Origin of the sequence: Acetobacter musti (assembly GCF_011516835.1) — a bacterium.
Lineage (GTDB): Bacteria > Pseudomonadota > Alphaproteobacteria > Acetobacterales > Acetobacteraceae > Acetobacter > Acetobacter musti.
This window is the reverse complement of record NZ_WOTB01000001.1, coordinates 1-25,697: the sequence shown is the minus strand read 5'-3', so window position 1 is coordinate 25,697 and position 25,697 is coordinate 1. Positions and strand designations below refer to the sequence as shown.

Here is a 25,697-nt window from a genome sequence, read left to right as displayed (position 1 = left end):
AGCAGGTTTCAGGGGACGAGGACTGTCGCGGTTGCCGCGCAGGCGATCCCTTCTTCCCGGCCGGTAAAGCCCAGGCGTTCCGATGTGGTCGCCTTCACGGAGATCCGGCCGACATCGACCTGCAGCAGGGAGGCCATTCTCTCCCGCATGGCCTGGGCGTGGGGGCCGATTTTCGGGCGTTCACAGATAAGCGTGACATCCGCGTTGACGAGCATACCGCCTTTGCTGCGCACCAGTTCGCCGGCATGGACGAGGAAGCGGGCGCTGTCGGCGTCTTTCCACTCGTTCTGGCTCGGCGGGAAATGACGTCCGATATCGCCTTCGGCCAGGGCGCCATAGATTGCGTCGCACAGGGCGTGGATGCCGACATCCGCATCGGAATGTCCCGCGAGTCCCCGCGTGTGGGGAATGGTGATGCCGCAGATGATCAGCGGACGGTTTTCAGCAAAGGCATGAACATCATACCCGAAGCCGGTGCGCGGCAGCAGGGCCGGGCCGATCAGGCGTTCCAGACGCACCAGATCCTCCTCATAAGTCAGCTTGATGTTGTCTTCGGAGCCTGGCACCAGCGCCACGCTGAACCCTGAGCTTTCGAGCAGAAGGGCGTCGTCCGTGGCGGTGACGCCGCTCTGCGCCGCCGCGGAGCGGTGCAGGTCGCGCAGCAGGGGGAAGCGGAATCCCTGCGGGGTCTGGGCTCTGAACAGATGTTCCCGCGAGACGGTGCCTGCAATCACGCCGTTTTCGCCGCGCTTGAGGGTATCGGCCACGGGCACGGCGGGGATGGCGCCGGGGTGGTCCGCGAGGGCGGCGATCACGCCTTCGATCAGGGCGGCGGTGACGTACGGACGTGCGCCGTCATGGACGAGGACGAGATCCGGTTTCTGATCTTCGGGAAGAGCATCCAGCGCTTCGAGTCCGGCCCGGACGCTGTCCTGGCGCTCGGCACCGCCGGCGACGGGCGGGAGGAAGGTCAGACCGTGCAGGGCTTCTGCCAGGAGGTCCGGGTCACCGACCGGCTGCAGCAGCGCGACGTGAGGCAGCAGAGCCTCCGCGGCGTGACGGATGACGGGACGGCCGGCAAGCGTCACAAACTGCTTGGCGATCGTATGACCGGTGGCGGCGGCATAACGGCTGCCCAGCCCGGCGGCGAGAAGAATGGCGGCGACACGCATGATGCGGAAGCAATGCGGGCGGAAGCCGTCTGCGTCAAGCGTCCGGGGGCCTTGCCGGGGCTGGCGGAGAGCGCTGATCCCGGTGGCGGGGATTTCAGGGATGGCGTTCCGCCTGGAACTGTATGGATTGTGAGGAGAGGACGGGGCGGGCCGTTACTCGCTGGCGGGCAGCCGCCGGGTATCACCCGCTGGCTGTCACTTACTGGCCGGTGCTCAGTGGCGGGGGCTCAGTTGTTGTCGCTCACAGGCTGAAAACGTAGCGAAGTCGCCCGTCGCTGCCCTCCCCGTCCCGTTGCAGGACGTCGCTGCGGACGAGGCGGGCCGCCGCGGCCGGAATTTCGACGGAAACGGTTGTGGGCACAGGCGGGCTTACGAAACGCCAGACCGGTGTGAGCGACGGGGCGACGGTCCGGTGTTCGGTTACGTAGCGAATCAGCGCATCGCGGTTTCCGTCGGGGGCGGTCAGGATGATGTGCCCCGTGCCTGTGCCGGGGAAATGGCCGCCGCCTCCGGCGCGGTAGTTGTTTGTGACAATAGCGAAAGACTGTTCCGGATCGACGGGACGGCCGTTGAACTGCAGATCGGCGATCCTGCCGGCATCGGGGTTCAGAAGGCTGCCGTCGGGGGCGTAGCGCGGCGGCTGTGTCACGTCGATCGCGTAGGTCAGGCCGGCGATGATGTCGAAATTATAGCCTGGCAGGTCCGGTGCGATTAACGGCCGGGCCGGGGTCTGTCCGGGCACGATCTGACTGAAGATGATCGCGGACCGCTCCAGCCATTCTCTGACTTCGGCTCCGGTGCAGCGGACGACGCTCACGGTGTTGGCGAAGGTGTAGATATTGGCGAGGTCGCGCATTGTCAGCGGGCCCGGAGATATATCGACAAAGGCGTCCGGCGACATTCCGCCTGTGCTGAACGCTGCCGCCGCCGAGAGCAGCGGCAGGGACGCGGCGTCCGAACGGGCGAGAAGAGGGCGCGCATACCAGAGCTGCGCGGCGTTCACGAGCGCGACGCACGGGTCGGGCTGAAGAAACGTGAAATAGGTATTCAGGGGCACGCTGGTCATGCCGACCGGCTGCGCCATCCATGCCATTGTTGCCGTGTGGGCCGGGAGCGCTGTCGCGTCGGTCGGGGCGTCGTTCTGTGTGAGCGGAACGACGGCGCCCGATTCACGCCGGCAGATCGGCCGCACCTCGCAGCGGGATTTTTCGATGATCCAGCCGCCGCCTTTTTTACGCCGGAGATCGAGATCGATCAGGCCCAGATGGCTGCCCCGGAATCCGGGCATGACGGCGGGCTTTCCGGCGAGCGTGCCTGCTTCTGCGTCCACGCCGGGCAGCCCGTCGTAATCCGGGCCGGGGAACACCCGGTGGGTATGGCCTGTGAACACCACGTCGATGCCGGGTACTTCGGCGAGGTACAGAGCGGCGTTCTCATCTCCGCCCTGGCGCGGTGTCGCTGAGATGCCGGAATGACAGAGGGCCACAAGCACGTCGCAGCGGGCGCACAGGGCCGGCACGACGCGGCGGGCGGCCTCGACGATGTCGGTTGCCTGGACAGATCCGGTCAGGTGCATTGCGTCCCAGATCATGATCTGGGGCGGCAGGAACCCTGTTACGCCGATCTTGAGGGAATGAGGCTGACCGGCTTCGTCGGTGACCTCCCGTTCGAGCACGACGCTGCGGGGCACGAGGGGTGTGCCGTCGGGATACTCCGCATTGGCGCAGACGAAGGGGAAATCGGCGCTTCGCAGCGCGTCTTCCAGGAACGCCAGGCCGTAGTTGAATTCGTGATTGCCGAATGTCGCCGCGTCGTAGCCGAGCCGGCTCATGGCCCGGAACATCGGGTGACCGCCTGCGTTCTGCAGGTGACCGGGCAGAGCCATGTAATCACCCAGCGGGTTGCCCTGGATGATGTCGCCATTATCAAAAAGCAGACTGTTGGAGGCTTCCGCCCGTGCCGCGCGGATCAGGCTCGCGACGCGGGTGAGTCCGGCCGTGCTGTCCTCACGGGCGCGGTAATAATCCCAGGCGCAGAGAAACATGTGGAGGTCCGACGTCTCCAGCAGTCGCAGCCTGACGAGGGGGGATGTCACCGTGCTGCTGCTCTCCTGCAATCCGGCCCGTCATGCGGGACGACCGGGGCGTTGCGAGACATTCCGCGAGACCGGCGTGACCTGAACAGGGGCGGCGTTATCCCTCGCGGGCAGTCAGCGACGATGCGGCGCCGCATCGTTCAGACCTCGGCTTCGCCCAGAATGCGGGACGTATCGCCGGCCCAGGGTCCTTCGTACCGGGCGAGCCAGTGTTCGGCCTGTGTCGGGCCGCCGGCCGCGATCGCAAACAGCGGGGCGAGATAAATGGTTTCGTCACGCCCGTCTCCGTCACGCAGATTGCGCGCCCGCAGGCCGTCGGCCGCGATGGCGATCATGCGGGCCGCCACGTCCCTTACGGTTCCTGTTCCGAACGGGGTGGCGAGACCGCGGGCCGGGACGTCGCCGCGCAGGGTCCGGTAGCTTTCGGGGTCGTGTTCCCGGACCAGGGCTTCTGCGGCGGTGAGGGCGGCGTCATCGTACAGGAGTCCGGTCCAGAGCGCCGACTGGGCCAGCATCATATCCGGCGATCCGGCGTCCGCGCCCCGCATTTCGAGGAACGTCTTCAGGCGGACATCCGGGAACACCGTTGTCAGATGGTCCTCGAAATCGCCGATGGTCGGGGTGTAGCCGTCGAGGCCGTCCTGACGGTCGCCGGCCAGCCAGGCGCGGAATGACCGGCCTGCGACGTCGATCATCTTTCCGTCGCGGACGATAAAATACATCGGGACGTCGAGCGCCCATTCGACATAGGCGCTGAATCCGAAATCATCCCTGAAGCAGATTTCGGGCATTCCGGACCGCGCGTTATCGGTGTCCGTCCATACGCGCGCGCGGTTGGAGAGCCAGCCGTTCGGTCTGCCCTCATAGAAGGGCGAATTGGCGAACAGCGCCGTGGCGACGGGCTGCAGGGCCAGAGAGACCTTCATCTTCCGCGCCATGTCGCTTTCGGACGAGAAATCGAGATTGACCTGCACGGTGCAGGTCCGCTGCATCATATCGAGACCGAAAGAGCCGACTTTCGGCATGTAGTTCCGCATGATCGCGTAGCGGCTTTTCGGCATCCATGGCAGTTCCGCCCGGGTCGCCAGCGGATGGAAGCCGAGCGGGGCGAAACCCAGTCCCAGCGCGCGGGCCGGGCCGCGCAGGTCGGAGAAATGCCGGGCGAACTCTTCAGCGGTCTCGTGCAGGCTGGTCAGGGGGGCGCCGGAAAGCTCGAACTGCCCTGCCGGCTCCAGCGAAATGGCGCCGCCCCGGTGCGCGCCCTGCCCTTTCAGGCCGATGATCGCTCCATTATCTGTAATGGGCGACCAGTCGCCCTGCGCTTCCGTGGCTCTGAGCAGGGCCTCGATGCCTTCCGGAGCATAGGGCGGTGCGGAGAACGCGGCGCGGGTGGCGGTTGCCGCTTCGGGGCGGACAAAACCGAATTTTTCGTGCTCCGTGCCGATCCGCCAGGCGTCCCGGGGCTTACAGCCCGACGCCAGCACATCAACGAGCTCTTTCGTGGACGTGACGGGCCGGCCGTCCTGATCAGCGGGATTAGACATCAGCGCACAGGCTTCCAGTAAGGGCGGCTGGTCCCTGTGCGGTGACGGGACCATCCCGCTCCGACCAGTCGCCGCCTCAGGCGTTTCGAATCCGGGCATCGAACAGGGCGAGCGCAGCCGCGACAGCTGTCTCGGCACGCAGAACCCTGTTGCCCAGTGTTATTGGCGTAACAAAGGGGCGGGCAAGCGCCGCGTCAAGTTCCGCGGTACTGAAACCCCCTTCGGGGCCGGTCAGGATCCCGTCGCCGGGACGTGCTCCGGCGAACGTTCCGATTTGTTTTTCGTCCGGTTTTTTATCCGGCTGTTCGGAAAATTCCCGTTCGCCGAGCCGTTCCACGGCTGTGAAAAGCGTATTTTCGGGGTTCCAGGCGCCGAGGAAATCCATGAACCGGGCGGGTTCCGCGACGACGGGGACGCTCAGCCGTTCGCACTGTTCGGCGGCTTCGGTGGCAATCGAATCGAGACGCGCTCCGTTCACCCGCTGTCCGACCGTGCGTTCCGTAATGAGAGGGATGAACCGGCTGACGCCCAGTTCCGTTCCCATTCGGATGACGAGATCCGTTGCGTCTCTCTTGAGCAGCGCGAACGCCAGGACCGGGCCTGCCTCCTGCTCCGGTGTGCGCAGCCTTGTCTGCAGGATGAACGTGCCGCGGTCACGCCGGAGGCCGGCGATTCGGGCCAGCCATTCTCCGTCGCGTGCGTTAAACAGACGTACCTCGTCGCCCTCGCTCCGTCGCATGACGGTTCCGAGATAACGTGCCTGTTCGGGCGACATGGGGCAGGTCGTTTCCGGTCCGACGCTCTGTGCCGCCTGGTCCGGAGCCATAAACAGACGGGGCAGAGTGTGCAGCGGGGTCGGCATGGCGGCGTTCCTGGTCTGGCGGCGTTGGTTCAGGTTAGGGCAGACCGGTTAAAACAGGACGGCCATTGACCGCGACCGGACAGGTCCGCATCAATCGGCGCGATTTCGACAGGATTCGGTCTTCGGTCAAGTCTCCCGAAGCGGATTGCGAGCCGATCCGTATCATTAACGTTTCTGACGACCGGAGAGAGCTACGGTGCCGAGCCCCGCAACCCCGCATACCGACATTCGCATCACCGGATGGATCGGCCGCCTCCCGCCTTCGGTCCGTCCGTATGCGCTTCTGGCCCGTCTGGACCGGCCGATCGGCACCTGGCTGCTCTTTCTTCCGGGGGCATGGGGGATTCTGCTTCCGGACGCGGGCGGCGGCATTCAGCCCGATGAGCGAATCCGTCTTCTGGTGCTGTTCGGGATCGGCAGCGTCGTGATGCGGTCGGCGGGATGTGTCGTGAACGATATGTGGGACCGCGACATCGACAGGCAGGTCTCCCGGACGGCGGGCAGGCCTCTGGCGTCGGGCGCTCTGCGGATGCGTCATGCGGCGGTTTTTCTTGTCATGCTGCTGCTGGCCGGTCTGCTGATCCTCATTCAGCTCAATCCGCTTTCCCGGATTCTCGGCGCCTCATCGCTGCTGCTGGTTGGCCTCTATCCGCTCGCCAAGCGTTTTACCTGGTGGCCGCAGCTGATCATGGGCTTCACGTTCGGGTTTGGCGCCCCGATGGGTTATGCGGCGGCGACCGGCCGCTGCGATGCGGCTCAGGCGATGCTCTATCTTGCCACCATTCTCTGGCAGCTTGGCTTCGATACAATTTATGGCTTTCAGGATATGGAGGATGACGCCCGCATCGGCGTGAAATCCACATCCCGCCTTATGGCCGGCCGGGCGCGCGCTTTTGTCGGCGCCTGTTACGGGGCGGCCGGGGTCGCCCTGCTCGCGGCGGGAGCGATGGCCCATACCGGTATCTGGTTCTATCCCGTCTCGCTGCTGTGCGTCGCACTGCTTCTCAGGCAGGCGGTGTCCGTCAATCCGGCCAGTCCGTCCCTTTGTCTGGCTCAGTTCCGGGCAAACCGGAACATTGGGCTGGGCATTGCGATTGCGTGCTTTGCGGGTCTGCTGACCTGATCTCTGTCTCTGCCGCAGGGCATTTTCCGGGAGTGCCGTCTGTTGCGACGAAGAACTGTTCGTTTGTTCTGTGCTCACCGGCGGGAGCGCAACAGGAGCGGGTCTGCTGACTGACGTGGCCGGTGCTGGTGCGGCCGGAGACTGCGGACAGTCATGTTCTTGATCTGCGCGAAACTGTATTGCTTCGTACATATATACTGAATGTTAATACCTGAAAGTAATTCCCGGCAGGAAACCCTTAATATTCCTGCATATTATCGTCAGAATTTTCACAATGCATGGGATTGTCGGGGGAAATTCTGAGCCCCGGAATGAAACTAAAAATTAAGCCTGTTTTTTCAATACGATAGAGCCATCTGAAGTTTTTAAACATGTTTCGAAAGACTCTGTTTCCATATTATTTTTATTCTTCATGCATTATTTATAAGACGTTATACCAATAAATAACTGTTATTATTTCATAATAATTGTCTAATTATAAAAATTAATATTCCTATGAACATTTAACAACAACAAATACAAAAAATATTTTTGTACTCAAAATTATAGCAACACCTGCCAGCGCGTTAAAGAAACGTTAATTCTCAGCTTCGCTTTTCAACGGGTATCGGAATAATGGCGACGTTCACCCATTCACGGCAAACAAGAGAGAGTATTTATGCCTCGCGCCCTGACCTGGTCTTCCGAACTGGATGAAAAACTTGTCTTTCTTCTCAACAAAAAGAAGATGACGCTTCGTAATGCCGCCAAAGTACTTGGAGTAAGTCGGAGTTTTATCCATCGCAGGTCACAGAAAATGCAGTACAATTCTCATTTCCGGGCATGCAGCACTGCGCGGGAACAGGCCGGTTTCGAGCCGCTTGCTGTCGGGCATCCGATCAGCTGGCGCGCTATCGAGACGCGGCATCAGTCCAGGCTGCGCATGGAGCCGGTGCTTTATCAGACGAAAGCTGCCTGACCGGACCGGTCAGGCAACTCCCGAAGTTCCGGCCCGTCGGGTGGCGGATATCAGCCGCCTGAATGAGCCGGATGCAGGACACAGTCTGATCCGGGCAGCCCGCCACTTTATGCGGGACGTCACACTGAACAGACCGGAATGGTGAACATCGTGCGGAACCGGACGCACCGGGCCCGACGAATGGCGCGGGCGTCACAAAGCGTGGCGCCCGCGTCTGCATTTTGGCATATGCGTCGGACGCGCATCACGGCCGGACCGGCCTGCATGTTATTTTGTCCGCTGCCCTCAGGAAACGCCGATGTCGTCCGGAACGCCCCCATCCCCTTCTCCCCGAACCGGCGGAGACGATCCGGACCAGACCAGTTTTACAGGTCTCGGGCTGAGTCCTGACCTTATCTCCCGCGCGGCGGCAGCGGGGCTCGTGCATCCGACACCTGTTCAGCAGGCCGCGATTGCCGGGCTGCTCACCACGCGCGACGCCCGTATCCTCGCGCCTACGGGAACCGGCAAAACGGCCAGTTATCTGCTTCCCCTCATGGAGATGATGAGCCGCGGGAAGACATCGACGGCGCTTGTGATCGTACCGACACGGGAGCTGGCCCGGCAGGTTGCTGAAATGGGCAGAGCGCTCGCGCCCGATCCGGCGCTGATCCCGTTTGCGGTCTATGGGGGCGCCCATGAAGTCGCGCCCGCCCCCCGGCGTGGCGGCCGGCCCGGTGCTGTCAAACCGGCTCCGGATGCCGGTCTGCCGCCTGCGGGATGCCGCATTATCATTGCGACACCCGGGCGTCTTCTCGACCTGTTGCGGACGGAACAGCTTGATCTCACCTCTTGCCGTCACCTTGTTCTTGATGAGGGTGACCGCCTGATGACGAATGAATTCCGGGAGGAAATGCAGGATATCCGCGCGCTCCTGCCGCCACAGCGCCAGACCGTTCTGGCTTCCGCGACTCTTTCGGCCGGCAGCGCGGTCGTGGCGCAGGATTTCCTGCATAAGCCGCTGCAGATCGAGCCGGCGGGACATACCCGGCCTTCCGTGCGGCAGGCGATTCTCTTCGTCGAACCGGATGCGAAACCGGCAGCCGCCGAAGCGCTGCTGACCCGTCACCGGAACCGGAGCGCCATCGTCTTTGTCGCCACCCGGGACGAGGCGGATACGCTCACGCATTATCTGCGCAGACGAAAGCTCAGCGCTGTCGTGCTGCATGGTCGGCTTACCCAGCCGACCCGTAACGCGGCGGTTCAGGATTTCGAAAGCGGGAAGGCCATGATCCTTGTGGCGACGGATATTGCCGCGAGAGGTCTCGATATCGAACAGGTCGGTCAGGTGATCAATATGGCGCCGCCGTCTCTGCCCGAAACCTATCTGCATCGGATCGGTCGTACGGGTCGTGCCGGGCGGCAGGGCTGGGCGGCGACCCTGTGTGCTGCTGCCGAACGCAAGACGATGCGCAGGATCGAGAGCGAACTCGGACTCCGGCTGACGGTCATGCCTGTCCCGGAATTGTCGCCGGCTTCTGCGGCGTCGCGGCCGGTCCGGCGAAAAACGCGGCGCTGAGGGCGTCTGGCAGACGTATTTCGTCGGCCGGGGATGCAGGACCGGACTATGGAGGCTTCCGTGTTCCGGGTGTGGAAGCAGACACACTGGCTACCTGGCTGCCGCGTTACCGGGCGGCGTGCCGATGACATGAGGGATGGGGTATCCGGGCCGGGTTCAGGGTAAGGTTTTCATGGAGTCAGGGTCTTCCAGTCCGGCAGAAGCCGCGCCAGGCGGTCGATCGCCTCTGGCGTCATACGGGGCATGTGCGGCAGTTCGGCAAGCACCCTTACTCTGCCGTGTTCTTCAATCGCTCTGCGGTTGTCGGGGTTGAGCGGTCCGTTCAGCACGACACCCAGCACCGCCAGGCCGCGCTCCCGCAAAGCGGCCAGGCTCAGCAGCGTATGGTTCAGGGTGCCGAGACCGCTTCGGGCGACGAGCACTACCGGCAGGCCGCATCTGCCGATGATGTCGATCATCATAAGCCCCGGCATCATTACTTCCGGCGTCATCATTCCGGGCTGGCCGGTCGTGGCGACTGGTGATGTTACGGGGACCAGCAGGCCGCCGGCGCCTTCGACCACCAGGGGCCGGGTCCCGTTCGCTTCCGGCAGGACGAGACGGGAGAGATCGACGTGCCGGCCCTCCGCTCTTGCGGCCGCTTCGGGGGAGAGTGGTGCCAGAAATGTATCCGCCGGGGGGAAAATCCGTTCCGGCGCCGCTCCGGTCAGGCGTTCAATCTCCGGTGTATCGCCGTCCTCGTCGGCGAGGCCGGTCTGAAGCGGTTTCCAGTAGGACGCCTGCCAGGCCCGGACCAGACATGCCGAGACGATCGTTTTGCCGACACCGGTATCCGTTCCTGTCACGAACACTCCGGGCCCTGGGGGCGTCCGGAACAGGCCGTAAGCGATTTCCCATGTTATCGAGGCGCCGTTCTTATCGAAGCGCCGGAGGACGCGCCGCATGACGCCGGGTGTCAGAGGCCGGCTGCCGGGAAGTGGCTCTGTCGCGCCGATGCGGCGCAGTCCCCGCAGAAACGCGAGGCCGCTCTCCGGCTGCTCGATGAGTGTTTCGGACAACCAGCGTCCGGCCAGGCAGGAGGATCTCTCCGGCCAGCTTTCGGCAAGCGTCTGAAGCGTCGGATACAGGCGGATGCCGGCACTGACATTTTCGGCCTCGTGGGCGACTTTCCACTCCGTGAAACTTTCCGAGGCCAGGGTGGAGACCGCGAGAACGCCAGACGGAGCCAGCAGGCCGGCGAGGGCCGACAGAACCTTTTCTCTGCTTTCCGCCCATTGCAGGGCGAGATTGCCGCAGATGAGATCGAACGGTCCCTGAACTGCCGTCGCCTTCTCAGGCTCGGCCATATCCATGCGAACGAACGTCACGCCCTTACCACAGCGGGCCTGCGCTCTCGCCAGCATTCCGGGGGCGATATCCGTCGCTGTGATGTCGGCTTCGGGCCATGTCTCGCACAGGAGAGCGGTCAGGGCGCCTGTGCCGCAGCCGAATTCCAGAATCCGGGCCGGCGCATGCTCTCCGAAAGCGGATCTGATCCGTGTCATGAGACGACGCGCCGTCAGCCGCTGGACCGAGGCTGCGGTGTCGTAGTCATCCGCGGCGTCGAAACGGGCGCCGATGCGGTGACGTGCGTTCCTGCCGCGATCAGGCCGCGTCATTATGCTGCTCCATGACAGTCCGGATAAACCGGGCACAAAGATCGGGGTGTGTCAGTGGCAGAAGATGCCCTCCGGTTTCCGACCAGCACACGAGGTCCGGGGGGAAACAGGCTTCCGTCATCGCGGGAGTGACGACCGGGTCATCCCTGCCGGCGAGCACCGCGCTGATTCGCCGACGGGATGAGCGGGCGTCACCGTTTCTCAGCATCGTCAGACCGTCTCGCAGCCGCTCCCGTACCGGCGTGCCTGTGGGCAGTCCCTGTTCTTCTGCTGAAGGGCGTGGGTCGATCAGGCCGCAGCTCGCATGAAACTGCCGGACCGCTGTGTCCGGGTCACGTTGCAGGGCTGTCATCATGCGATCCAGCACGCGCGGAGCGATTCCTGAGGGAAAATCAGGGGCGCGGGCGAAGCACGTGAAGCCGTTGATGCCGAGAAACAGGCTGCCTTCGGGCAGGAGATCGTCCGGCATTGAGAGCAGGCGCAGCAGGCCGAGGGAATGGCCCACGAGGGTCAGAGGTTCGCCGGTCGGAATGGTGAGGTCGGGAGGGCCGAAGAAGCCGAGATCCGGAACGATGACGCCGCTTCCGAGGCTGCGGGCCGTCTTTTCCCAGAAATGCCTGTCGAAACCCCATCCATGAACGAGGACGATCTTCATCAGCCGTGCCCGCAATGCCGGATAATGGCTTCTGCGAGACGTTCGACCATCTCCTCGTCATGCGCGGCGGACAGGGTCACCCGCAGGCGGCTCTGTCCACGGGGCACTGTCGGGGGCCTGATTGCGACCGCGAGAAAGCCTTCGGCTTCCAGCGCCGCGGCGGCCTGCATGGCTTCCGCCGCGTCGCCGATCATGACCGGCACGATCTGCGTCGAGGAGTCTCCGGTGCTCAGGCCGGCTTCGGCAAGGCGCGCGCGGAGGACGGCTCCGTGCCGTGCGACGCGCGTCCGTTCCGTGTCCAGGTGGGGCAGCAGGTCGAGTGCTGCGTCGGCGGCGCCGAGGACGGAGGGAGGCAGGGCTGTCGAAAAGACGAATCCCGACGCTGTGTTGAGCAGCCAGTCGCACAGCGCCGCCGAGCCGGCAATATAAGCGCCCATTCCGCCCAGCGCCTTGCTGAATGTCCCCATGACGAGGGGCACGGCATTCTGCTTCCCGCCGGGGGATGCGTCATTTGCCGGTTCTGTTCGGGCTGCTCCCTCTCCCGCCAGTCCCGCGCCGCCGGGGCCAAGAACGCCTGTTGCGTGCGCCTCGTCGAGACAGAGGAAGGCGTCGAAGCGATCCGCCACGCGCGCCAGGGCGGCGACGTCGGCACGGTCGCCGTCCATGCTGAAGACGCTTTCGGTCAGGATGATCCGCAGTCCCGGCTCCTTCGCGCGGCTCAGAAGCAGGGATTCGAGATGAGCGGGGTCGTTATGCCGGAAGCGGATCTGTCTTACGCCGGCTGCGGCGCAGCCCTGATGGAGACTGGCGTGATTCAGCCGGTCCGTGAAGACGAGGGGCGCCGTTCCGGTCTGTTCGATGGAAAGGCGCGCCAGAGCCGGCACGAGGGAGGCGTTGGCCTGCCAGCCGCTGGCGAAAAGAAGCGCGGCCTCGCAGCCTTTCAGAGCGGCGATTTTTGCCTCGACCTGTTCGTGCAGAGGCATGTTTCCCGTTACCAGCCGCGATGCGCCGGAGCCGGTGCCGAAACGGGCCGTCCATTCGGCGGATCGCTCTGCCAGCGCCGGGTGCCGGGCGAGTCCGAGGTAATCGTTTGACGAAAAATCGGTCAGACGGCTGCCGTCGGGCCGGGCCAGTGTGACCGGTCCCACGGGGGTGAGTGTTTTCAGGCGCCGCCGTCTGCTTCCGGCGTCGAGCTCCGCGAGGGCCTGCTGAAAAAGAGGATCGAACCGTGTCATGATGTCGCTGTGGTGCCGGAGGCGGGCGTGCCGGTCAATCGTGGCCGGACGGTTGGCCCTCGGAGCCGGGACCGGTTCCGGAACGGGGCTGGCGGCCCGGATCGGATCGCTGCCGGACGGGCTGCTGCTGAACGGGCTGCTGCCGGAGGGAGGCGGGTATCGTGTTTCGCCTGCCTGTCCGGGCATCTGTTCTCCGCTTCAGCAGTGCGGATGAACGCTGTATAGGTCGGCGGCCGGCCCATTTGCAGAAAACGGAACTCTCCTTGTCCACACCAGACTGGTATATCACGGGTCTTCCGCATGTCTGGCTGCCTTACAGTCAGATGAAGACCGCTCCGGCTCCTCTCGCGGCACGGTCCACCCGTGGCAGTCTGATCGAACTGGAAGACGGGCGGGTTCTGACGGACGGGGTGGCGGCCTGGTGGACGGCGTGTCACGGCTATAATCATCCGCATATTCGCGCCTGCGCGGCTGAACAGCTGATGCGTATGCCGCATGTCATGTTCGGCGGGATGGTGCATGAGCCCGCGCTGAAGCTGGCCTCGCGGCTGGCGGCGCTTCTGCCGGGCGATCTGGACCATGTTTTCTATACGGATTCCGGTTCCGTCGCTGTTGAGGTCGCCATCAAAATGGCGGTTCAGTACCGGATCAATCGCGGAGAGGCCGGCCGCGTGAAGCTGCTTTCCTTCCGGGGCGGCTATCATGGCGACACTCTTGCGACCATGGCGGTCTGTGACCCGGAAGAAGGGATGCATCACCTTTTTGCCGGCGTGATGCCATCGCAATATGTCGTCGGTCTGCCGGTGGACGAGGCGTCCACCGCCGCGTTCGAGGCCTTTCTCGCGGAACATGCCGCGACGATCACCGCCATTATCGTGGAGCCTCTCATTCAGGGGGCTGGCGGCATGATCTTTCACAGCCCCGGGGTGCTGCGCACTCTGCGCCGGCTTGCGGACAAATATGGTGTCCTGCTGATTCTGGATGAAATATTTACCGGCTTCGGGCGGACGGGGACGATGTTCGCCTGCGATCAGGCCGGGATAGTTCCGGATATCATCACGCTGTCAAAGGCTCTGACCGGTGGCACGGTCGCGCTCGCGGCGACCGTCGCGCGGCGCCATATTTACGAGGCGTTTCTCTCCGACGATCCGGAGCATGCGCTGATGCACGGGCCGACCTTCATGGCCAATCCGTTTGCCTGCGCCTGCGCGAACGCTTCCCTCGATCTGTTTGCAACCGAGCCTCGTCTGGAGCAGGTCGCGGCTGTCGAAGCAGCGCTTCGTGACCAGCTTGAGCCATGCCGGACGCTGCCGGGGGTCCGCGATGTCCGGGTGATGGGCGCGACGGGTGTTGTCGAGCTGGATCGTATCGCCAGTCCTGAAGCCCTGAGAGCCCGGTTTACGGAGGAGGGTGTGTGGATCAGGCCGTTCCGCAATATCGTCTATCTCACGCCGGCGTTTACGATCACTGCCGATGAGCTGTCCCGCCTGACCGGTGCGATCCGGCGTGTGCTTTCCGGTTCGTAAAACCGGGTTACGCGGCCGGGACATTGTCCGGTGCACTGTCTGGTTTTGCGGGGAAGCTGGTTTTTGTGGTGCGGTCTGAAGGACTGTTTCAAAAGGCTGCCTGTGAACCTCCGGTTAGTTATACAGAAGTTTTTGGTGAAGCTTTTTTCAAAAAGCTTCAGAAGACACCGCTTTTTTAGAAAGAGGCGGAACGCAAAAACACAGCATCATCGGTTTTTGTGAAAGGTTTTGTCTCTTTGAAGCTTTTTGAAAAAAGCTTCACCAAAAACTTTTATAATTTAAAAGCGGTTTTACAGGACGGCTTTTAAAGCAGTCTCCGGAGTGGCAGGGACTTTCTTCTACTCGGCCCTGAGGATTCCGGACGAGATTTCGACGAGGAAATCCAGAACGGTCCGTGTCCGCAGGGGCAGCGTTCTTGGTCCCGTATGAACTGCGTAAAGCGGCATGGGCGATACGTGCCACTGTGGGAACAGGCGGACCAGTTCGCCGGATGCGATCAGGTCGCGGACCTGAAATTCCGGCAGGAGTCCAATGCCGACTCCGGCCTGGACGGCATACAGCGCGGCCTCGCTGCTGTTGGCGCGAAAGACCGTTGCGGGGGCGACGACGCTTTCTTCGCCGTCGCCATAAAAATGCCAGTCCTGACGACCGCCACCATAGGTGTAGACCACACAGGCCTGATCGGCGAGGTCGCGCGGGTGCTCGAGTGATCCGTTCGGGGTGAAATTCTTTGCGGACATGACAAGAGACCGGTGCACTGAGCCGAGCTTGCGCGCGATCAGCGATCCTTCCGCGATTTCCCCGACGCGGATGGCCAGATCGAGGCCTTCCTCGACCAGGTCGCCGAAGCCGTCCCGCATGATCAGTTCGACGGAGAGATCCGGATGACGTTTCAGCAGATCATTGATCCGCGATGTCAGATAGAGCCCGAAAGCCGTTGTTACGCCCAGGCGAACGAGGCCGGACACGGAGGCACGGCGCCGGCCAAGGACCGTTTCGGCGGTTTCGAGGATTTCCAGCACTTCATAGGCATGCGGAAGAAGACTGCGTCCGTCTTCCGTCATCATGAGGCTGCGCGTGGTCCGCGCGAACAGCGTCGTTCCGTAATGGGCCTCAAGCAGCGCGATATGCCGCGAGATTGTTGGCTGACTCGCCCCTGTTTCGCGGGAGACTGCGGAAAAAGAGCCTGTCGCCGCGACGCGGACAAAGCTGTGCAGGGCAGAAAGGAGGTCCATCAGACGCCGCCATGAAAGGAATGTGACGCGATGATGACCAACTGTTTATTTATACACAATATGGCGGAAATGGAGGCCGCCATACCGAAAACGCATTGGCTTCATTCAGATTGGAATGGAAGCCGGATCAGTGACGTCCCCCGCCCCGGCGTTCGCTGACGGAGAGTCTTCGCTCCGCCAGCCGCGCCAGCCTCACGAATGGCAGGCCCAGCAGCAGATAGGCCGCGCCGACCATCAGTCCCGGTCCGAAATAATCGAAATACGTCGAGGACAGCCGCACATAGGTCTGGCTGAGTTCCGTCAGGGTAATGATGCTGACCAGCGAGGAGTCCTTGAGCAGCGAGATGAAGTCGTTGGTCATGACCGGCACCACGACGCGGAATGCCTGGGGCACGACGACATAACGCAGCGCCTGAAAATGCGTCATGTTCAGGGCCGTCGCGGCTTCCATCTGCCCGCGCGCCACCGACTGAAGCCCCGCGCGGTAATTCTCCGCTTCATAGGCGGCGTAGTTCAGGCCGAGCCCGATCACTCCGGCCACGAAAGGCGAGAGACGGATTCCGATGCTGGGAAGTCCGTAGAAAATGAACAGGATCTGGATCAGCAGGGGTGTGCCCCGGACGATCTCGACATACAGCGTGGACAGTGCTGCAAGCCAGGATGGCCCGTACCGGCGGGCCAGAGCCAGGCCCAGCCCGATCCCGACCGCGAGAACCATGGCGCAGCCGGAAACGACCAGGGTGAGGAGCGCCCCGCGTCCGATCAGCGGCAGGAAGCTGACATATCTGTAAAATCTCGCCGTCCAGCCGCTCGTGGGGGCGGTGGAGGCCAGATAATGTTCCCATTCGGTCGGAACGATATTGGGCTCCGAATGATCGCCGGTCCATTCCGCCATCTCCGGTGTCCAGAGATTCCATCGCGCCAGAATCCGGTGCAGCGAGCCGTCCGCCACCATGGCCTGAAGGGCGGCATCCACCTGATGCCGCAGGTCCTGGTTGGCGCCTTTTCGGAATGCGATTCCGTAGGCGAGATGGCCGACCGGCGGGCCGGCGATCCGGAAGTCCGGATCGGCCTCGCCGTAATACAGGGCGATCGGCCCGTCGAGCAGGACGGCGTCCAGCCGGCTGTTCCGCAGATCGGCGAAAGCGTTGGATTCTTCGTCGTAGGAACGGAGAGTGATGTCGGCGCGGCTTCGCAGCATCCGTTCGGCGAGCGTATCCTTGATTGTTCCGATGGTATGGCCGCCGAGACGCTCGAAAGAATCCAGCCCGGCCTGATCCCGGCGGACGACGATCCGTTCCGATGTCACATAATAGGGCCGGCTGAAATCGAGCGCCTCGACATGTTCGGGCGTCATTTCGATGCCGTCGGCGACCATGTCGTAGAAGCCGCGCTGAAGTCCGGGAATCAGCCCGTCCCAGTCATTCTGGGTGAACTGCGTTTCTCTCCCCAGCCGCCGTCCGATTTCCTGCATGATGTCGTATTCGAATCCGACCATGCGGCTTTCTTCGGCCGGATCATGAAAGGTGAACGGCACATTCGCCGAGCCGTCCGCCGCCCATCGCAGCGCGCTTCCTGCGTGTGTGTTTCCCCCCTGTATATTTCCGGCCTGCGCGTCTTCTGCCCGTGCGTCTTCTGCTCTTATTGCCGGGACGGCGGTCAGGCTGGTGAGCACTGCGAGCAGCAACGCACCCCACACTGCTTTTTTCACAGAGAGGCTCCGAGGAATTCGCGGGTACGGGGGTCCCGTGGATTCAGGCACATCTCATCGGGATCACCGGTTTCGATGATTTCGCCGCTTTCCATGAACACGATCCGGTCGGATGCCGCGCGTGCGAAGCGGATGTCATGCGTGACCACGATCTGGGTCATTCCTTCCCGGTCGAGGGCGCGCATGACTTCGAGCACTTCCTCGGCGACGCGGGGATCGAGGGCGGAGGTCGGCTCGTCATACAGCATGACGTCCGGGCGCATCGCGAGGGCGCGGGCGATGGCCGCACGCTGCTGCTGGCCGCCGGACAGCGTGGCGGGGTAGCGCAGCGCCGCTGCTTCAAGGCCGACTTTGGCGAGCAGGTCCCGGGCTTCGGCTTCGATCACCGAAGGCGCGACGTGCTTCACGACCCGTGGCGCGAGCATGACGTTGTCCAGCACCGTTCGATGCGGGAACAGATTGAAAGACTGGAACACCATTCCGACATGCGCCCGCAGCTGATGCGCCAGCGCCTCGTCAGACGCGCGCCACGGGCCGCTGCTGCGGCGAATGCTGTCATCGGCGATGGTGACGACGCCGCTGTCGGGGATTTCGAGAAAATTCAGGCAGCGGAGAAACGTCGATTTTCCGCAGCCCGAAGGTCCGATGATGGAGACGAGCTCTCCGCGCTCGACCGTCAGCGAGACGTTGCGGAGCACCTTATGGGAATCGAAGGATTTACAGAGCGATTCCGCGCGCAGAACCGTCTCAACGCAAAAAGCCGACCCGGTTTCCACCGGGTCGGCAATTTCATGGTCGTCGTAAGACGAGTGTGTCTCAGGCAGCCTTGAGCATCCCGCGCAGAACGTAATGAAGGATGCCACCATGCCGGTAATATTCGACCTCGTCCAGAGTATCGATACGGCAGAGCAGCGGCACTTCTTCCGTTTTTCCGTCGGCGCGGTGAATGACCATCGTCACGTCCATCCGGGGTGTGATCTTCTCAAGCCCCTTGATGTCGATGACTTCATCGCCTTTCAGACCAAGCGTCTTGCGTGTCGTGCCTTCCTTGAAGAGCAGGGGCAGAACACCCATGCCGACCAGGTTGGAACGATGGATACGCTCGAAGCTCTCTGCGATCACGGCCTTGATGCCGAGCAGCAGGGTGCCTTTGGCGGCCCAGTCACGCGACGAGCCCATGCCGTATTCCTTGCCGCCGAAGACGACCAGAGGCACGTGCTCTTTCTTGTACTCCATGGCCACATCGTAGATGAAGCCTTCCTTGCCATCGGGGAAGTGCTTGGAAAGCCCGCCCTCTGTGCCCGGAAGCATTTCATTCTTGATGCGGATGTTGGCAAATGTGCCACGCACCATGATGCGGTCGTTACCGCGACGCGAACCGTAGGAGTTGAAGTCCTTCGGCTGCACGCCATGTTCGATCAGATACTTGCCGGCCGGTGAGTCTTTCTTGATCGAACCGGCGGGTGAGATGTGATCGGTCGTGATGTTGTCGCCGAGCAGGGCGAGAACACGCGCGCCGTTGATATCGCCGCCACCTGCCGCGGGCTCGGCCGACATGTGCTTGAAGTACGGCGGGTCCTGCACGTAGGTGGATTTCGGATCCCACTTGTAGGTCTCGGAACCTGTGGCGACCTTGAGGTCCTGCCACTCCTTCGTGCCCTTGGACACGTCCTTGTAGCGCTTGATGAACTCTTCGCGGTTGATCGACGATCCGATCAGCGCGGCGATTTCCTTGTTCGTCGGCCAGATATCCTTCAGGTAGACCGGCTTGCCGTCCTTCGACGTGCCGAGCGGCTCCTTCGTGATGTCCTTACGCATTGTGCCGAGCAGCGAATAGGCGACAACGAGCGGCGGGCTGGCGAGATAGTTGGCGCGCACGTTCGGGGAGATACGTCCCTCGAAGTTACGGTTGCCGGAGAGGACCGACACCGCGACGAGCTTGTTGTTGCCTTCGATCGCATCGACGATGTTATCGGCCAGCGGGCCTGAGTTACCGATGCAGGTCGTGCAGCCATAGCCGACGGTGTTGAAGCCGAGGGCGTCGAGGTCTTCGGTCAGGTTGGCGCGGTTCAGATAATCGGTGACCACCTGCGATCCCGGCGCCAGCGACGTCTTCACCCAGGGTTTCGGCTTCAGGCCGAGAGCACGGGCCTTACGCGCCACCAGGCCGGCGGCGATCAGAACGGCCGGATTGGAGGTGTTGGTGCAGGACGTGATGGCCGCGATCACCACGTCGCCGTGGCCGATCTCGTAATTCGTACCGGCGACTTTCGCTTTCTTGTCGATGTCGTTGGCGGGGACGCCCAGACCGGAGACCAGCTCCTTTTCGAAAGCCGATGTGGCGTCTGTCAGAACGACGCGATCCTGCGGACGCTTCGGACCCGAGATGGACGGCACGACCGTAGAGAGATCGAGTTCCAGGGTGGAGGTGAAGACCGGCTCAGCCGTTTCGGATGTACGGAACATCCCCTGGGCTTTGTAGTATTCCTCGACCAGCTTCAGGCGGTGCGCGTCGCGGCCCGTCTCGTGCAGGTAATCGAGTGTCAGTTTATCGACCGGGAAGAAGCCGCAGGTGGCGCCGTATTCCGGAGCCATGTTCGCGATCGTCGCACGGTCGGCGACCGGCAGGTGATCGAGAGCAGGGCCGAAGAACTCGACGAACTTGCCGACCACGCCCTTTTTACGCAGCATCTGCGTGACGGTGAGCACGAGATCGGTTGCCGTTGCGCCTTCCGGCAGCTTGCCCGTGAGGCGGAAGCCGATGACGTCCGGGATCAGCATCGCGATTGGCTGACCCAGCATGGCGGCTTCGGCCTCGATGCCGCCGACGCCCCATCCGAGCACGCCCAGGCCATTGACCATGGTCGTGTGGGAGTCCGTGCCGAACAGCGTATCCGGGTAGACGTATTCCTTACCACCGACTTCTGCGGTCCAGGCTACCTGAGCGATGTGCTCGAGGTTCACCTGGTGGCAGATGCCTGTGTCGGGCGGGACCACGGAGAAGTTCTTGAACGCTTCCTGACCCCAGCGCAGGAACGCATACCGTTCGCCGTTGCGGTCGAATTCGATCGTGATGTTTTCCTGGAGCGCGTCCTTCGTGCCGTAGACGTCCACCATGACCGAGTGATCGATCACGAGGTTGACCGGCACCAGCGGGTTCACCTTGTCAGGATTGCCCTTCAGCTCGACAATTCCGTCACGCATCGCGGCGAGGTCGACGACACCGGGAACGCCGGTGAAGTCCTGCATCAGAATGCGGGAAGGCTTGAAGGGAACTTCCTTCGTGCTGCTGCCTTTTGGCAGCCATGCTGCGATCTTTCTCGCATCATCCTGCGTGTAGGACCGTCCGTCCTCGAAACGCAGAATGTTTTCAAGCAGCACCTTGAGGCTGACCGGCAGACGGCTCACGTCGCCGATGGTCTTCTCCGCCTCAGGAATTGAGAAATAATGGTAGGTCTTACCGTCAACCTTGAGCTCACGCCCGGTTTTCAGCGAATCGTGCCCAACCGCTTTCATGTAACTTCCTCCGCGACAACAGCATCACGCTGGCATGTCGATACCGGCAGCGTCACATCACGATCTGCGATGAACGCCTTTGCCCGGGAATTACCCCGCTCGCCGGCTTGATCTCTGATCGGCGCTAGAACATACCGGCGAAGGGTCCGGGCACAAGCGTACCGGCGACCACGAGAACGCGAGCACAGGCCCGGACAGGGCTGTTTCCGGTCACAATTAAGGGATCACTCCAATTTCGGCCGCGCCTGATCATATGCCGCTCCTGCGCGCGGAAGATATCTCCGTCTTCCGTGGTGAACGACTCGTACTGGACAATGTCAGCCTCACCCTGGACGCCGGTGAGGCCCTGCTGCTCACCGGTCCGAACGGCGCGGGGAAATCCACTCTGCTGCGTGTTCTCGCGGGGTTGCGTCATCCGGATTCCGGTCGCCTGCTCTGGCAGGACACCGACATTCTCACGGACCGGACCATGCATGCCGCGCATATCGCCTATCTGGGACATCAGGACGCTCTCAAGCCTGGTCTGACGCTCGTCGAGAACCTGGCGCTTTTCTCCCGGGGTAAGTCGCTGGATGAAGCACTGGACGTGTTCGACCTCGTACATCTGGCCGATGTCCCTGTCCGTCTGTTCTCAGCCGGACAGAAACGGCGGGCGGCGCTGACCCGCGTCGTCCTGGCCCGCGCGCCGCTCTGGCTGCTGGATGAGCCGAGTCTTGGTCTGGATGCGCGGTCCGTGGATCGACTCGGAACCGCGCTGGCACGACACCGGTCGGAGGGGGGCATGATTGTCGCCACGACTCATGTTCCGCTGCCGTTGCCCGACACGCGTCACCTCGCTTTGCCGGGCGCTCCGGTTGTGGACGATGCGCGGTGGCACGAACCGGCATGAGTATGGGCGGCCTGTTTATCGCGATTGTGGCGCGGGAACTGCGTCTGGCGCTCCGGCACGGTGCTGACACCCTTGGTTCGGTGCTGTTTTTTGTTCTGGCCGGCGCGTTGTTTCCGCTGGCTCTGGGTCCTTCGCCGGAGCTGCTTCGCCACATGGCGCCGGGCGTGATCTGGGTCTGCGCCCTTCTGGCCGCTCTGCTGCCGCTGGACCGTCTGTTCGGTTCGGAACTGGAGGATGGCTCCCTGGATCAGCTTCTGCTGCTTGGCCTGCCCCCGTCTCTCGTGGCCCTTGCGAAAATGGCGGCGCACTGGCTGACCACAGGGGTGCCTCTGCTGGTCGCCGCCGTTCCCATGGCCATTATGCTGGGGCTGCCACCAGCGGCTCTTCCGGTGCTTATGGCGGGTCTCGTTCCCGGAACGATTGTGCTGTCCCTCGTCGGGGGCATGGCCGCGTCTGTCGTTCTGGGCGCCCGGCGGGGCGGGGTGCTTCTTCCCCTCCTCGTATTGCCGCTTGTCACACCGGCGCTGATCTTTGGCGCTGCGGCGGTCGATTCAGCGCGGACCGGCCTTCCTTTCGCGCCTGATCTGGAACTGCTCATGGCTTTCATGGCCGGGGCGCTGCCTCTGTGCCCGCTGGCCGGGGGCGCCGGATTACGGGCTGCGGCGGAGTAGGTTTTCAGGCGGTCCGCTGCGCATGGACAGCGGCGGCATCCGGATTTTCCGGGGCTGAGGCGAAGCGGGCGCTAATTCTCAGCAAGCGCCTGGCGGCTTGCGCGGACGCGCATGACCCGCCGGCCTTCCATTTCCAGCACTTCGAACAGCCATCCGGAAAAGACCACCTTGTCGCCTACGGTCGGGACGCGGCGCAGCAATGCGAGGATCAGGCCGCCGAGCGTGTGATAATCCCCTTCTCCCGGCAGTTCGCCGAGGCTAAGACGATCCTTCACCTCATCGGCCGGTTCGGCGCCTTCGAGGATCACCACGTCGCCGGCTCTCGCCTCCAGAACGGTGTGCTGGCCATGCTCGCTGACCTCGCCGACAATCGCTCCGAAGAGGTCCGAGGCCGTGACGATGCCTTCGAACGACCCGTATTCATCGACCACGAGGGCGACGCCGAGGGGGATGGAGCGCATCCGCTCAAGCATATCGAGCGCCGAGATGGTGTCCGGCACCACGACCGGCTGTCGCAGCCCGGCTTCGATCGAGACCGGCATTCCGTCCAGCAGCCGGTCCAGCATGTCGCGGGCGAGAATGACACCGACGGGGTTATCCACGCCGCCTTCACAGACCACGAGCCGTGAATAGGTCGTCGAACGCAGTGTCGAAACCAGCACGTCCCGTCCGGCGTGACGTTCGATCCAGCTGATCTCGTTACGAGGGGTCATGATCGCGCGGACCGGGCGGTCGGCGAGCCGCAGGAGGCGCTCAATCATTGTCCGCTCTTCGTGTTCGAGCACGCCTGACTGCGCGCCTTCGGCCAGGACGGCCCGCAGTTCCTCTTCCGTGAGCGTCTGCTTGTCCGCCGGCGCCACGCGCATGAGCCGCAGCACCAGATCCGAGGACTGCCGGAGGAGCCAGACGACCGGGCGCACGACGGTTGCCAGCAGATCGAGCGGCAGGGCCAGCCGCGCGGCGATCCGTTCCGGATGCTGGAGGGCCAGTTGTTTGGGCACCAGCTCTCCGAGGACGAGCATGAGGGACGTGATCGCCACCACCACGACAATCATCGAGATGTCGGCCGCGAATGGCCGCAGTGCCGGAAAGCTTTCCAGCCAGGGGGTCAGCGCGGCCTCGATTTTGATGCCGCCAAACGTGCCCTCAAGGATCGAGACGAGGGTCATGCCGACCTGAACGGTCGGGAGGAAGCTCTGCGGATCGTCAGCGAGCTTCAGCGCCCTGTCCGCGCCGCGCACGCCCCGTCCGTGCAGAATAACGAGTCGGGGCCGTTTCACGGAGATCAGAGCCAGTTCGCCCATCGCGAAAATGCCATTGAGGACGACGAGGAGCAGGATGATGAGGATCGAGAGAGTCATGACACCCGAAAATGTACAAAAAAGGGGCGGAACCGGCTGGCTCCGCCCTCTTCCGGCCTGATCTCGCCGAACGACCGGACGCGGCGTTTAGTCGGCGGCGTCCGCCGGGACGGCGGCGTTTTTATCGGCGGCAGCGTTAATCACTGTCGTCACACGCGGCATCCTGGCAGGTTTCTTGCGGGCCGTGATTTCCTTCATCTGCTCTTCGACCTGCTCGGCATAGATATACTGGGCCGGGCGCTGGTTCGCGAGCGAGATTTCAGGCGCCATGGGCTTCTCGGTCTCGGGGCCGAACAGGGCGACCTTCGCGATATGCCAGGGACGACGCACGGCATCCATCACGGCTGTCGATTCATACCCCGAATGGACCATGCAGTCGGCGCATTTTTCGTAGTTGCCAGTGCCGTAATCGTCCCATTTTGTGTCGCTCATCAGCTCGTCGAAGGACTTCGCGTATCCTTCGCCCAGCAGGTAACAGGGACGCTGCCAGCCAAACACGTTACGAAGCGGCTTGCCCCACGGCGTGCAGTGGTACGTCTCGTTTCCGGCCAGGAAGTTGAGGAACAGCGGTGACTGCGTGAACCGCCATTTGTGACCTTTCCCCAGACGGAAAATGTCGCGGAACAGCTGTTTCGTTTTCTGCCGGTTCAGGAAATGCTCCTGATCGGGCGCGCGCTCGTAGGCATAGCCGGGGGCGGTCATGATTCCGTCCACGCCCATCGCCATCACTTCGTCGAAGAACGATGCGACGCGCTTCGGATCGGCGCCATCAAACAGGGTGCAGTTGATGGAGATACGGAATCCGCGGGCTTTTGCTTTTTTGATCGCGGCGACAGCGCGCTCGTAGACGCCGTCCTGACAAACGGATGCGTCATGCATCTCCCGGTCGCCGTCGAGATGCACGTCCCATGAGAAGAACGGGCTCGGCTCGTAATCATCCATCTTCTTTTCGAGCAGAAGGGCGTTCGTGCAGAGATAGACGTATTTCTTCCGCTCGATCAGCGCCTTTGCGATCTGCGGCATCTCCTTATGCAGGAGCGGTTCGCCGCCGGCGATTGCGATAACCGGCGCTCCGGCCTCCGCATCCGCATCGAGACATTCCTGCAGGGTCATCCGCTGGTTGAGGATGGCCGCCGGATAATCGATCTTACCGCAGCCCGCGCAGGCAAGGTTGCAGCGGAAAAGTGGCTCGAGCATGAGCACGAGTGGATAACGTTTCCGTCCGGTAATATGCTGCCTGACGACATATGCGCCGACCCGGACGGCCTGCATCAAGGGTACCGCCATTACGCTCTGCTCCTAAGCCGGCAGGATCACCGGACTGCCTGTCATGTTGCGGACATATATATGAGCATGTCCGGGATGAAGAATATAAATTGTCTCGTGGCCCAGGCCTGCGGGCAACACATGGCCCGCGTGCGAATATACATGACCACGATCTCTGAATGGCTCGGCTATAGGATAGCCCGCTCCGGACACTCAAGGCCTGATTGCAGATATGTTGCATTAATAACACACAGGCCAGTCAATCGAAAAACTATGCTTGTCAGAACAGAGGAAACGCGACCAACAGAACAGCCGGTTTTGGACCTGTTTTTTCATTCGCCCGCATGGAATACGTAAAAGGCTCCCTCAAGCGCTTCCGGAACAGAAGAAAAACCGGACGCTGAGCGGGTCTCGCGCATATCCCGGCGTGTCATGATCCGCAATGATCCGGTCATGCGCGTCTCTCCGGCGAAAACCAGACGGATATGACATCAATGACTCACGGCACAGCAGCTTCATCAACCGGTGACGGGGCGACGCAGAAGAGCATTCCTTCCCGGGGCCGTTTTCCGTTACTGGACCGGGTAGAGTATCCGTCTGATTTACGGAATTTGTCGACGGAGCAGCTGAAGCAGGTTGCGGACGAGCTTCGTGCTGAGACG

General features: G+C 62.7%; 20 protein-coding genes. 6 read left to right on the top strand and 14 right to left on the bottom strand.

The window, feature by feature from the left end; translation table 11 throughout:
• Nucleotides 1-8 precede the first annotated feature (8 nt).
• The 4 genes from ispF to GOB93_RS00080 all read right to left on the bottom strand — a co-directional run bounded on the left by ispF (nucleotide 9) and on the right by GOB93_RS00080 (nucleotide 5,673).
• Entirely contained in the window at nucleotides 9-1,172 is a 1,164-nt protein-coding gene (ispF, locus tag GOB93_RS00095) for a 2-C-methyl-D-erythritol 2,4-cyclodiphosphate synthase (RefSeq protein WP_173581586.1), read from the bottom strand.
• Nucleotides 1,173-1,413: 241 nt separating this feature from the next.
• On the bottom strand, nucleotides 1,414-3,267 hold the full coding sequence (locus tag GOB93_RS00090) for a bifunctional 2',3'-cyclic-nucleotide 2'-phosphodiesterase/3'-nucleotidase (protein WP_173581585.1): 1,854 nt from the start codon (nucleotides 3,265-3,267) through the stop codon (nucleotides 1,414-1,416).
• 140 nt (nucleotides 3,268-3,407) lie between these two features.
• On the bottom strand, nucleotides 3,408-4,811 hold the full coding sequence (locus GOB93_RS00085) for a glutamate--cysteine ligase (RefSeq protein WP_173581584.1): 1,404 nt from the start codon (nucleotides 4,809-4,811) through the stop codon (nucleotides 3,408-3,410).
• 76 nt (nucleotides 4,812-4,887) lie between these two features.
• On the bottom strand, nucleotides 4,888-5,673 hold the full coding sequence (locus GOB93_RS00080) for a 16S rRNA (uracil(1498)-N(3))-methyltransferase (protein WP_173581583.1): 786 nt from the start codon (nucleotides 5,671-5,673) through the stop codon (nucleotides 4,888-4,890).
• A 196-nt stretch (nucleotides 5,674-5,869) separates the two neighbouring features.
• Here GOB93_RS00080 and ubiA point away from each other — a divergent pair, with 196 nt between their 5' ends.
• From ubiA to GOB93_RS00065, 3 genes are all read left to right on the top strand, one after another.
• Nucleotides 5,870-6,796 carry a 4-hydroxybenzoate octaprenyltransferase gene (gene ubiA / locus GOB93_RS00075; RefSeq protein ID WP_173581582.1) on the top strand — a complete coding sequence of 309 codons (927 nt, stop codon included), beginning with the start codon at nucleotides 5,870-5,872 and terminating at the stop codon, nucleotides 6,794-6,796.
• Nucleotides 6,797-7,454: 658 nt separating this feature from the next.
• A complete protein-coding gene (locus GOB93_RS00070; RefSeq protein ID WP_173581571.1) occupies nucleotides 7,455-7,754 on the top strand; it encodes a hypothetical protein in 300 nt (99 codons plus the stop codon).
• A 298-nt stretch (nucleotides 7,755-8,052) separates the two neighbouring features.
• On the top strand, nucleotides 8,053-9,312 hold the full coding sequence (locus GOB93_RS00065) for a DEAD/DEAH box helicase (protein WP_173581581.1): 1,260 nt from the start codon (nucleotides 8,053-8,055) through the stop codon (nucleotides 9,310-9,312).
• A 170-nt stretch (nucleotides 9,313-9,482) separates the two neighbouring features.
• On the opposite strand, the gene bioD is transcribed toward GOB93_RS00065, so the two are convergent.
• Genes bioD through GOB93_RS00050 form a run of 3 tightly spaced genes read right to left on the bottom strand, consistent with a single transcriptional unit; the run spans nucleotide 9,483 to nucleotide 12,860 of the window.
• Entirely contained in the window at nucleotides 9,483-10,970 is a 1,488-nt protein-coding gene (gene bioD / locus GOB93_RS00060; protein ID WP_173581580.1) for a dethiobiotin synthase, read from the bottom strand.
• A complete protein-coding gene (locus tag GOB93_RS00055) occupies nucleotides 10,957-11,625 on the bottom strand; it encodes an alpha/beta hydrolase family protein (protein ID WP_173581579.1) in 669 nt (222 codons plus the stop codon). Before GOB93_RS00055 ends, bioD begins: the two co-directional genes overlap by 14 nt.
• Nucleotides 11,625-12,860 (bottom strand): aminotransferase class I/II-fold pyridoxal phosphate-dependent enzyme, encoded by a 1,236-nt coding sequence (locus GOB93_RS00050; RefSeq protein ID WP_173581726.1) that lies wholly within the window; start codon nucleotides 12,858-12,860, stop codon nucleotides 11,625-11,627. Before GOB93_RS00050 ends, GOB93_RS00055 begins: the two co-directional genes overlap by 1 nt.
• Nucleotides 12,861-13,123: 263 nt before the next feature.
• Between GOB93_RS00050 and GOB93_RS00045 the strand changes: the two genes are divergently transcribed.
• Nucleotides 13,124-14,386, top strand: a complete 1,263-nt coding sequence (locus GOB93_RS00045) for an adenosylmethionine--8-amino-7-oxononanoate transaminase (protein ID WP_173581578.1) — start codon at nucleotides 13,124-13,126, stop codon at nucleotides 14,384-14,386.
• Between the two features lie 338 nt (nucleotides 14,387-14,724).
• On the opposite strand, the gene GOB93_RS00040 is transcribed toward GOB93_RS00045, so the two are convergent.
• The 4 genes from GOB93_RS00040 to acnA all read right to left on the bottom strand — a co-directional run bounded on the left by GOB93_RS00040 (nucleotide 14,725) and on the right by acnA (nucleotide 20,848).
• Nucleotides 14,725-15,621, bottom strand: coding sequence for a LysR family transcriptional regulator (locus GOB93_RS00040; protein WP_173581577.1), 897 nt, complete (start codon nucleotides 15,619-15,621; stop codon nucleotides 14,725-14,727).
• Nucleotides 15,622-15,748: 127 nt separating this feature from the next.
• A complete protein-coding gene (locus tag GOB93_RS00035; RefSeq protein ID WP_408742320.1) occupies nucleotides 15,749-17,266 on the bottom strand; it encodes an ABC transporter substrate-binding protein/permease in 1,518 nt (505 codons plus the stop codon).
• Between the two features lie 62 nt (nucleotides 17,267-17,328).
• Entirely contained in the window at nucleotides 17,329-18,198 is an 870-nt protein-coding gene (locus GOB93_RS00030) for an amino acid ABC transporter ATP-binding protein (protein ID WP_173581576.1), read from the bottom strand.
• Entirely contained in the window at nucleotides 18,149-20,848 is a 2,700-nt protein-coding gene (acnA, locus tag GOB93_RS00025; RefSeq protein WP_173581575.1) for an aconitate hydratase AcnA, read from the bottom strand. The genes GOB93_RS00030 and acnA overlap by 50 nt, the downstream gene beginning before the upstream one ends.
• 223 nt (nucleotides 20,849-21,071) lie before the next feature.
• Here acnA and ccmA point away from each other — a divergent pair, with 223 nt between their 5' ends.
• Nucleotides 21,072-21,737, top strand: coding sequence for a heme ABC exporter ATP-binding protein CcmA (gene ccmA, locus GOB93_RS00020; protein ID WP_456304259.1), 666 nt, complete (start codon nucleotides 21,072-21,074; stop codon nucleotides 21,735-21,737).
• Nucleotides 21,738-21,739: 2 nt separating this feature from the next.
• A complete protein-coding gene (ccmB, locus tag GOB93_RS00015; protein WP_173581724.1) occupies nucleotides 21,740-22,408 on the top strand; it encodes a heme exporter protein CcmB in 669 nt (222 codons plus the stop codon).
• A 71-nt stretch (nucleotides 22,409-22,479) separates the two neighbouring features.
• Here ccmB and GOB93_RS00010 read toward each other — a convergent pair whose 3' ends face one another.
• The 3 genes from GOB93_RS00010 to GOB93_RS21885 form a co-directional block, all read right to left on the bottom strand.
• Complete coding sequence (locus tag GOB93_RS00010; protein ID WP_173581573.1) at nucleotides 22,480-23,769, bottom strand: hemolysin family protein; 1,290 nt, start codon at nucleotides 23,767-23,769, stop codon at nucleotides 22,480-22,482.
• A gap of 87 nt (nucleotides 23,770-23,856) precedes the next feature.
• Entirely contained in the window at nucleotides 23,857-25,056 is a 1,200-nt protein-coding gene (gene hpnH, locus GOB93_RS00005) for an adenosyl-hopene transferase HpnH (protein WP_173581572.1), read from the bottom strand.
• 311 nt (nucleotides 25,057-25,367) lie between these two features.
• Nucleotides 25,368-25,490, bottom strand: a complete 123-nt coding sequence (locus GOB93_RS21885) for a hypothetical protein (protein ID WP_277877186.1) — start codon at nucleotides 25,488-25,490, stop codon at nucleotides 25,368-25,370.
• Between the last annotated feature and the right edge of the window lie 207 nt (nucleotides 25,491-25,697).

Coding starts and splice junctions, on each gene's coding strand:
- GOB93_RS21885 (WP_277877186.1), bottom strand. CDS start 25,490: ATGACCGGATCATTGCGGATCATGACACGCCGGGATATGCGCGAGACC.
- GOB93_RS00030 (WP_173581576.1), bottom strand. CDS start 18,198: ATGGTGGCATCCTTCATTACGTTCTGCGCGGGATGCTCAAGGCTGCCT.
- GOB93_RS00070 (WP_173581571.1), top strand. CDS start 7,455: ATGCCTCGCGCCCTGACCTGGTCTTCCGAACTGGATGAAAAACTTGTC.
- GOB93_RS00040 (WP_173581577.1), bottom strand. CDS start 15,621: ATGGACCTCCTTTCTGCCCTGCACAGCTTTGTCCGCGTCGCGGCGACA.
- GOB93_RS00050 (WP_173581726.1), bottom strand. CDS start 12,860: ATGACACGGTTCGATCCTCTTTTTCAGCAGGCCCTCGCGGAGCTCGAC.
- GOB93_RS00085 (WP_173581584.1), bottom strand. CDS start 4,811: ATGTCTAATCCCGCTGATCAGGACGGCCGGCCCGTCACGTCCACGAAA.
- hpnH (WP_173581572.1), bottom strand. CDS start 25,056: ATGGCGGTACCCTTGATGCAGGCCGTCCGGGTCGGCGCATATGTCGTC.
- GOB93_RS00010 (WP_173581573.1), bottom strand. CDS start 23,769: ATGACTCTCTCGATCCTCATCATCCTGCTCCTCGTCGTCCTCAATGGC.
- GOB93_RS00080 (WP_173581583.1), bottom strand. CDS start 5,673: ATGCCGACCCCGCTGCACACTCTGCCCCGTCTGTTTATGGCTCCGGAC.
- GOB93_RS00065 (WP_173581581.1), top strand. CDS start 8,053: ATGTCGTCCGGAACGCCCCCATCCCCTTCTCCCCGAACCGGCGGAGAC.
- GOB93_RS00055 (WP_173581579.1), bottom strand. CDS start 11,625: ATGAAGATCGTCCTCGTTCATGGATGGGGTTTCGACAGGCATTTCTGG.
- acnA (WP_173581575.1), bottom strand. CDS start 20,848: ATGAAAGCGGTTGGGCACGATTCGCTGAAAACCGGGCGTGAGCTCAAG.
- bioD (WP_173581580.1), bottom strand. CDS start 10,970: ATGACGCGGCCTGATCGCGGCAGGAACGCACGTCACCGCATCGGCGCC.
- ccmB (WP_173581724.1), top strand. CDS start 21,740: ATGGGCGGCCTGTTTATCGCGATTGTGGCGCGGGAACTGCGTCTGGCG.
- ispF (WP_173581586.1), bottom strand. CDS start 1,172: ATGCGTGTCGCCGCCATTCTTCTCGCCGCCGGGCTGGGCAGCCGTTAT.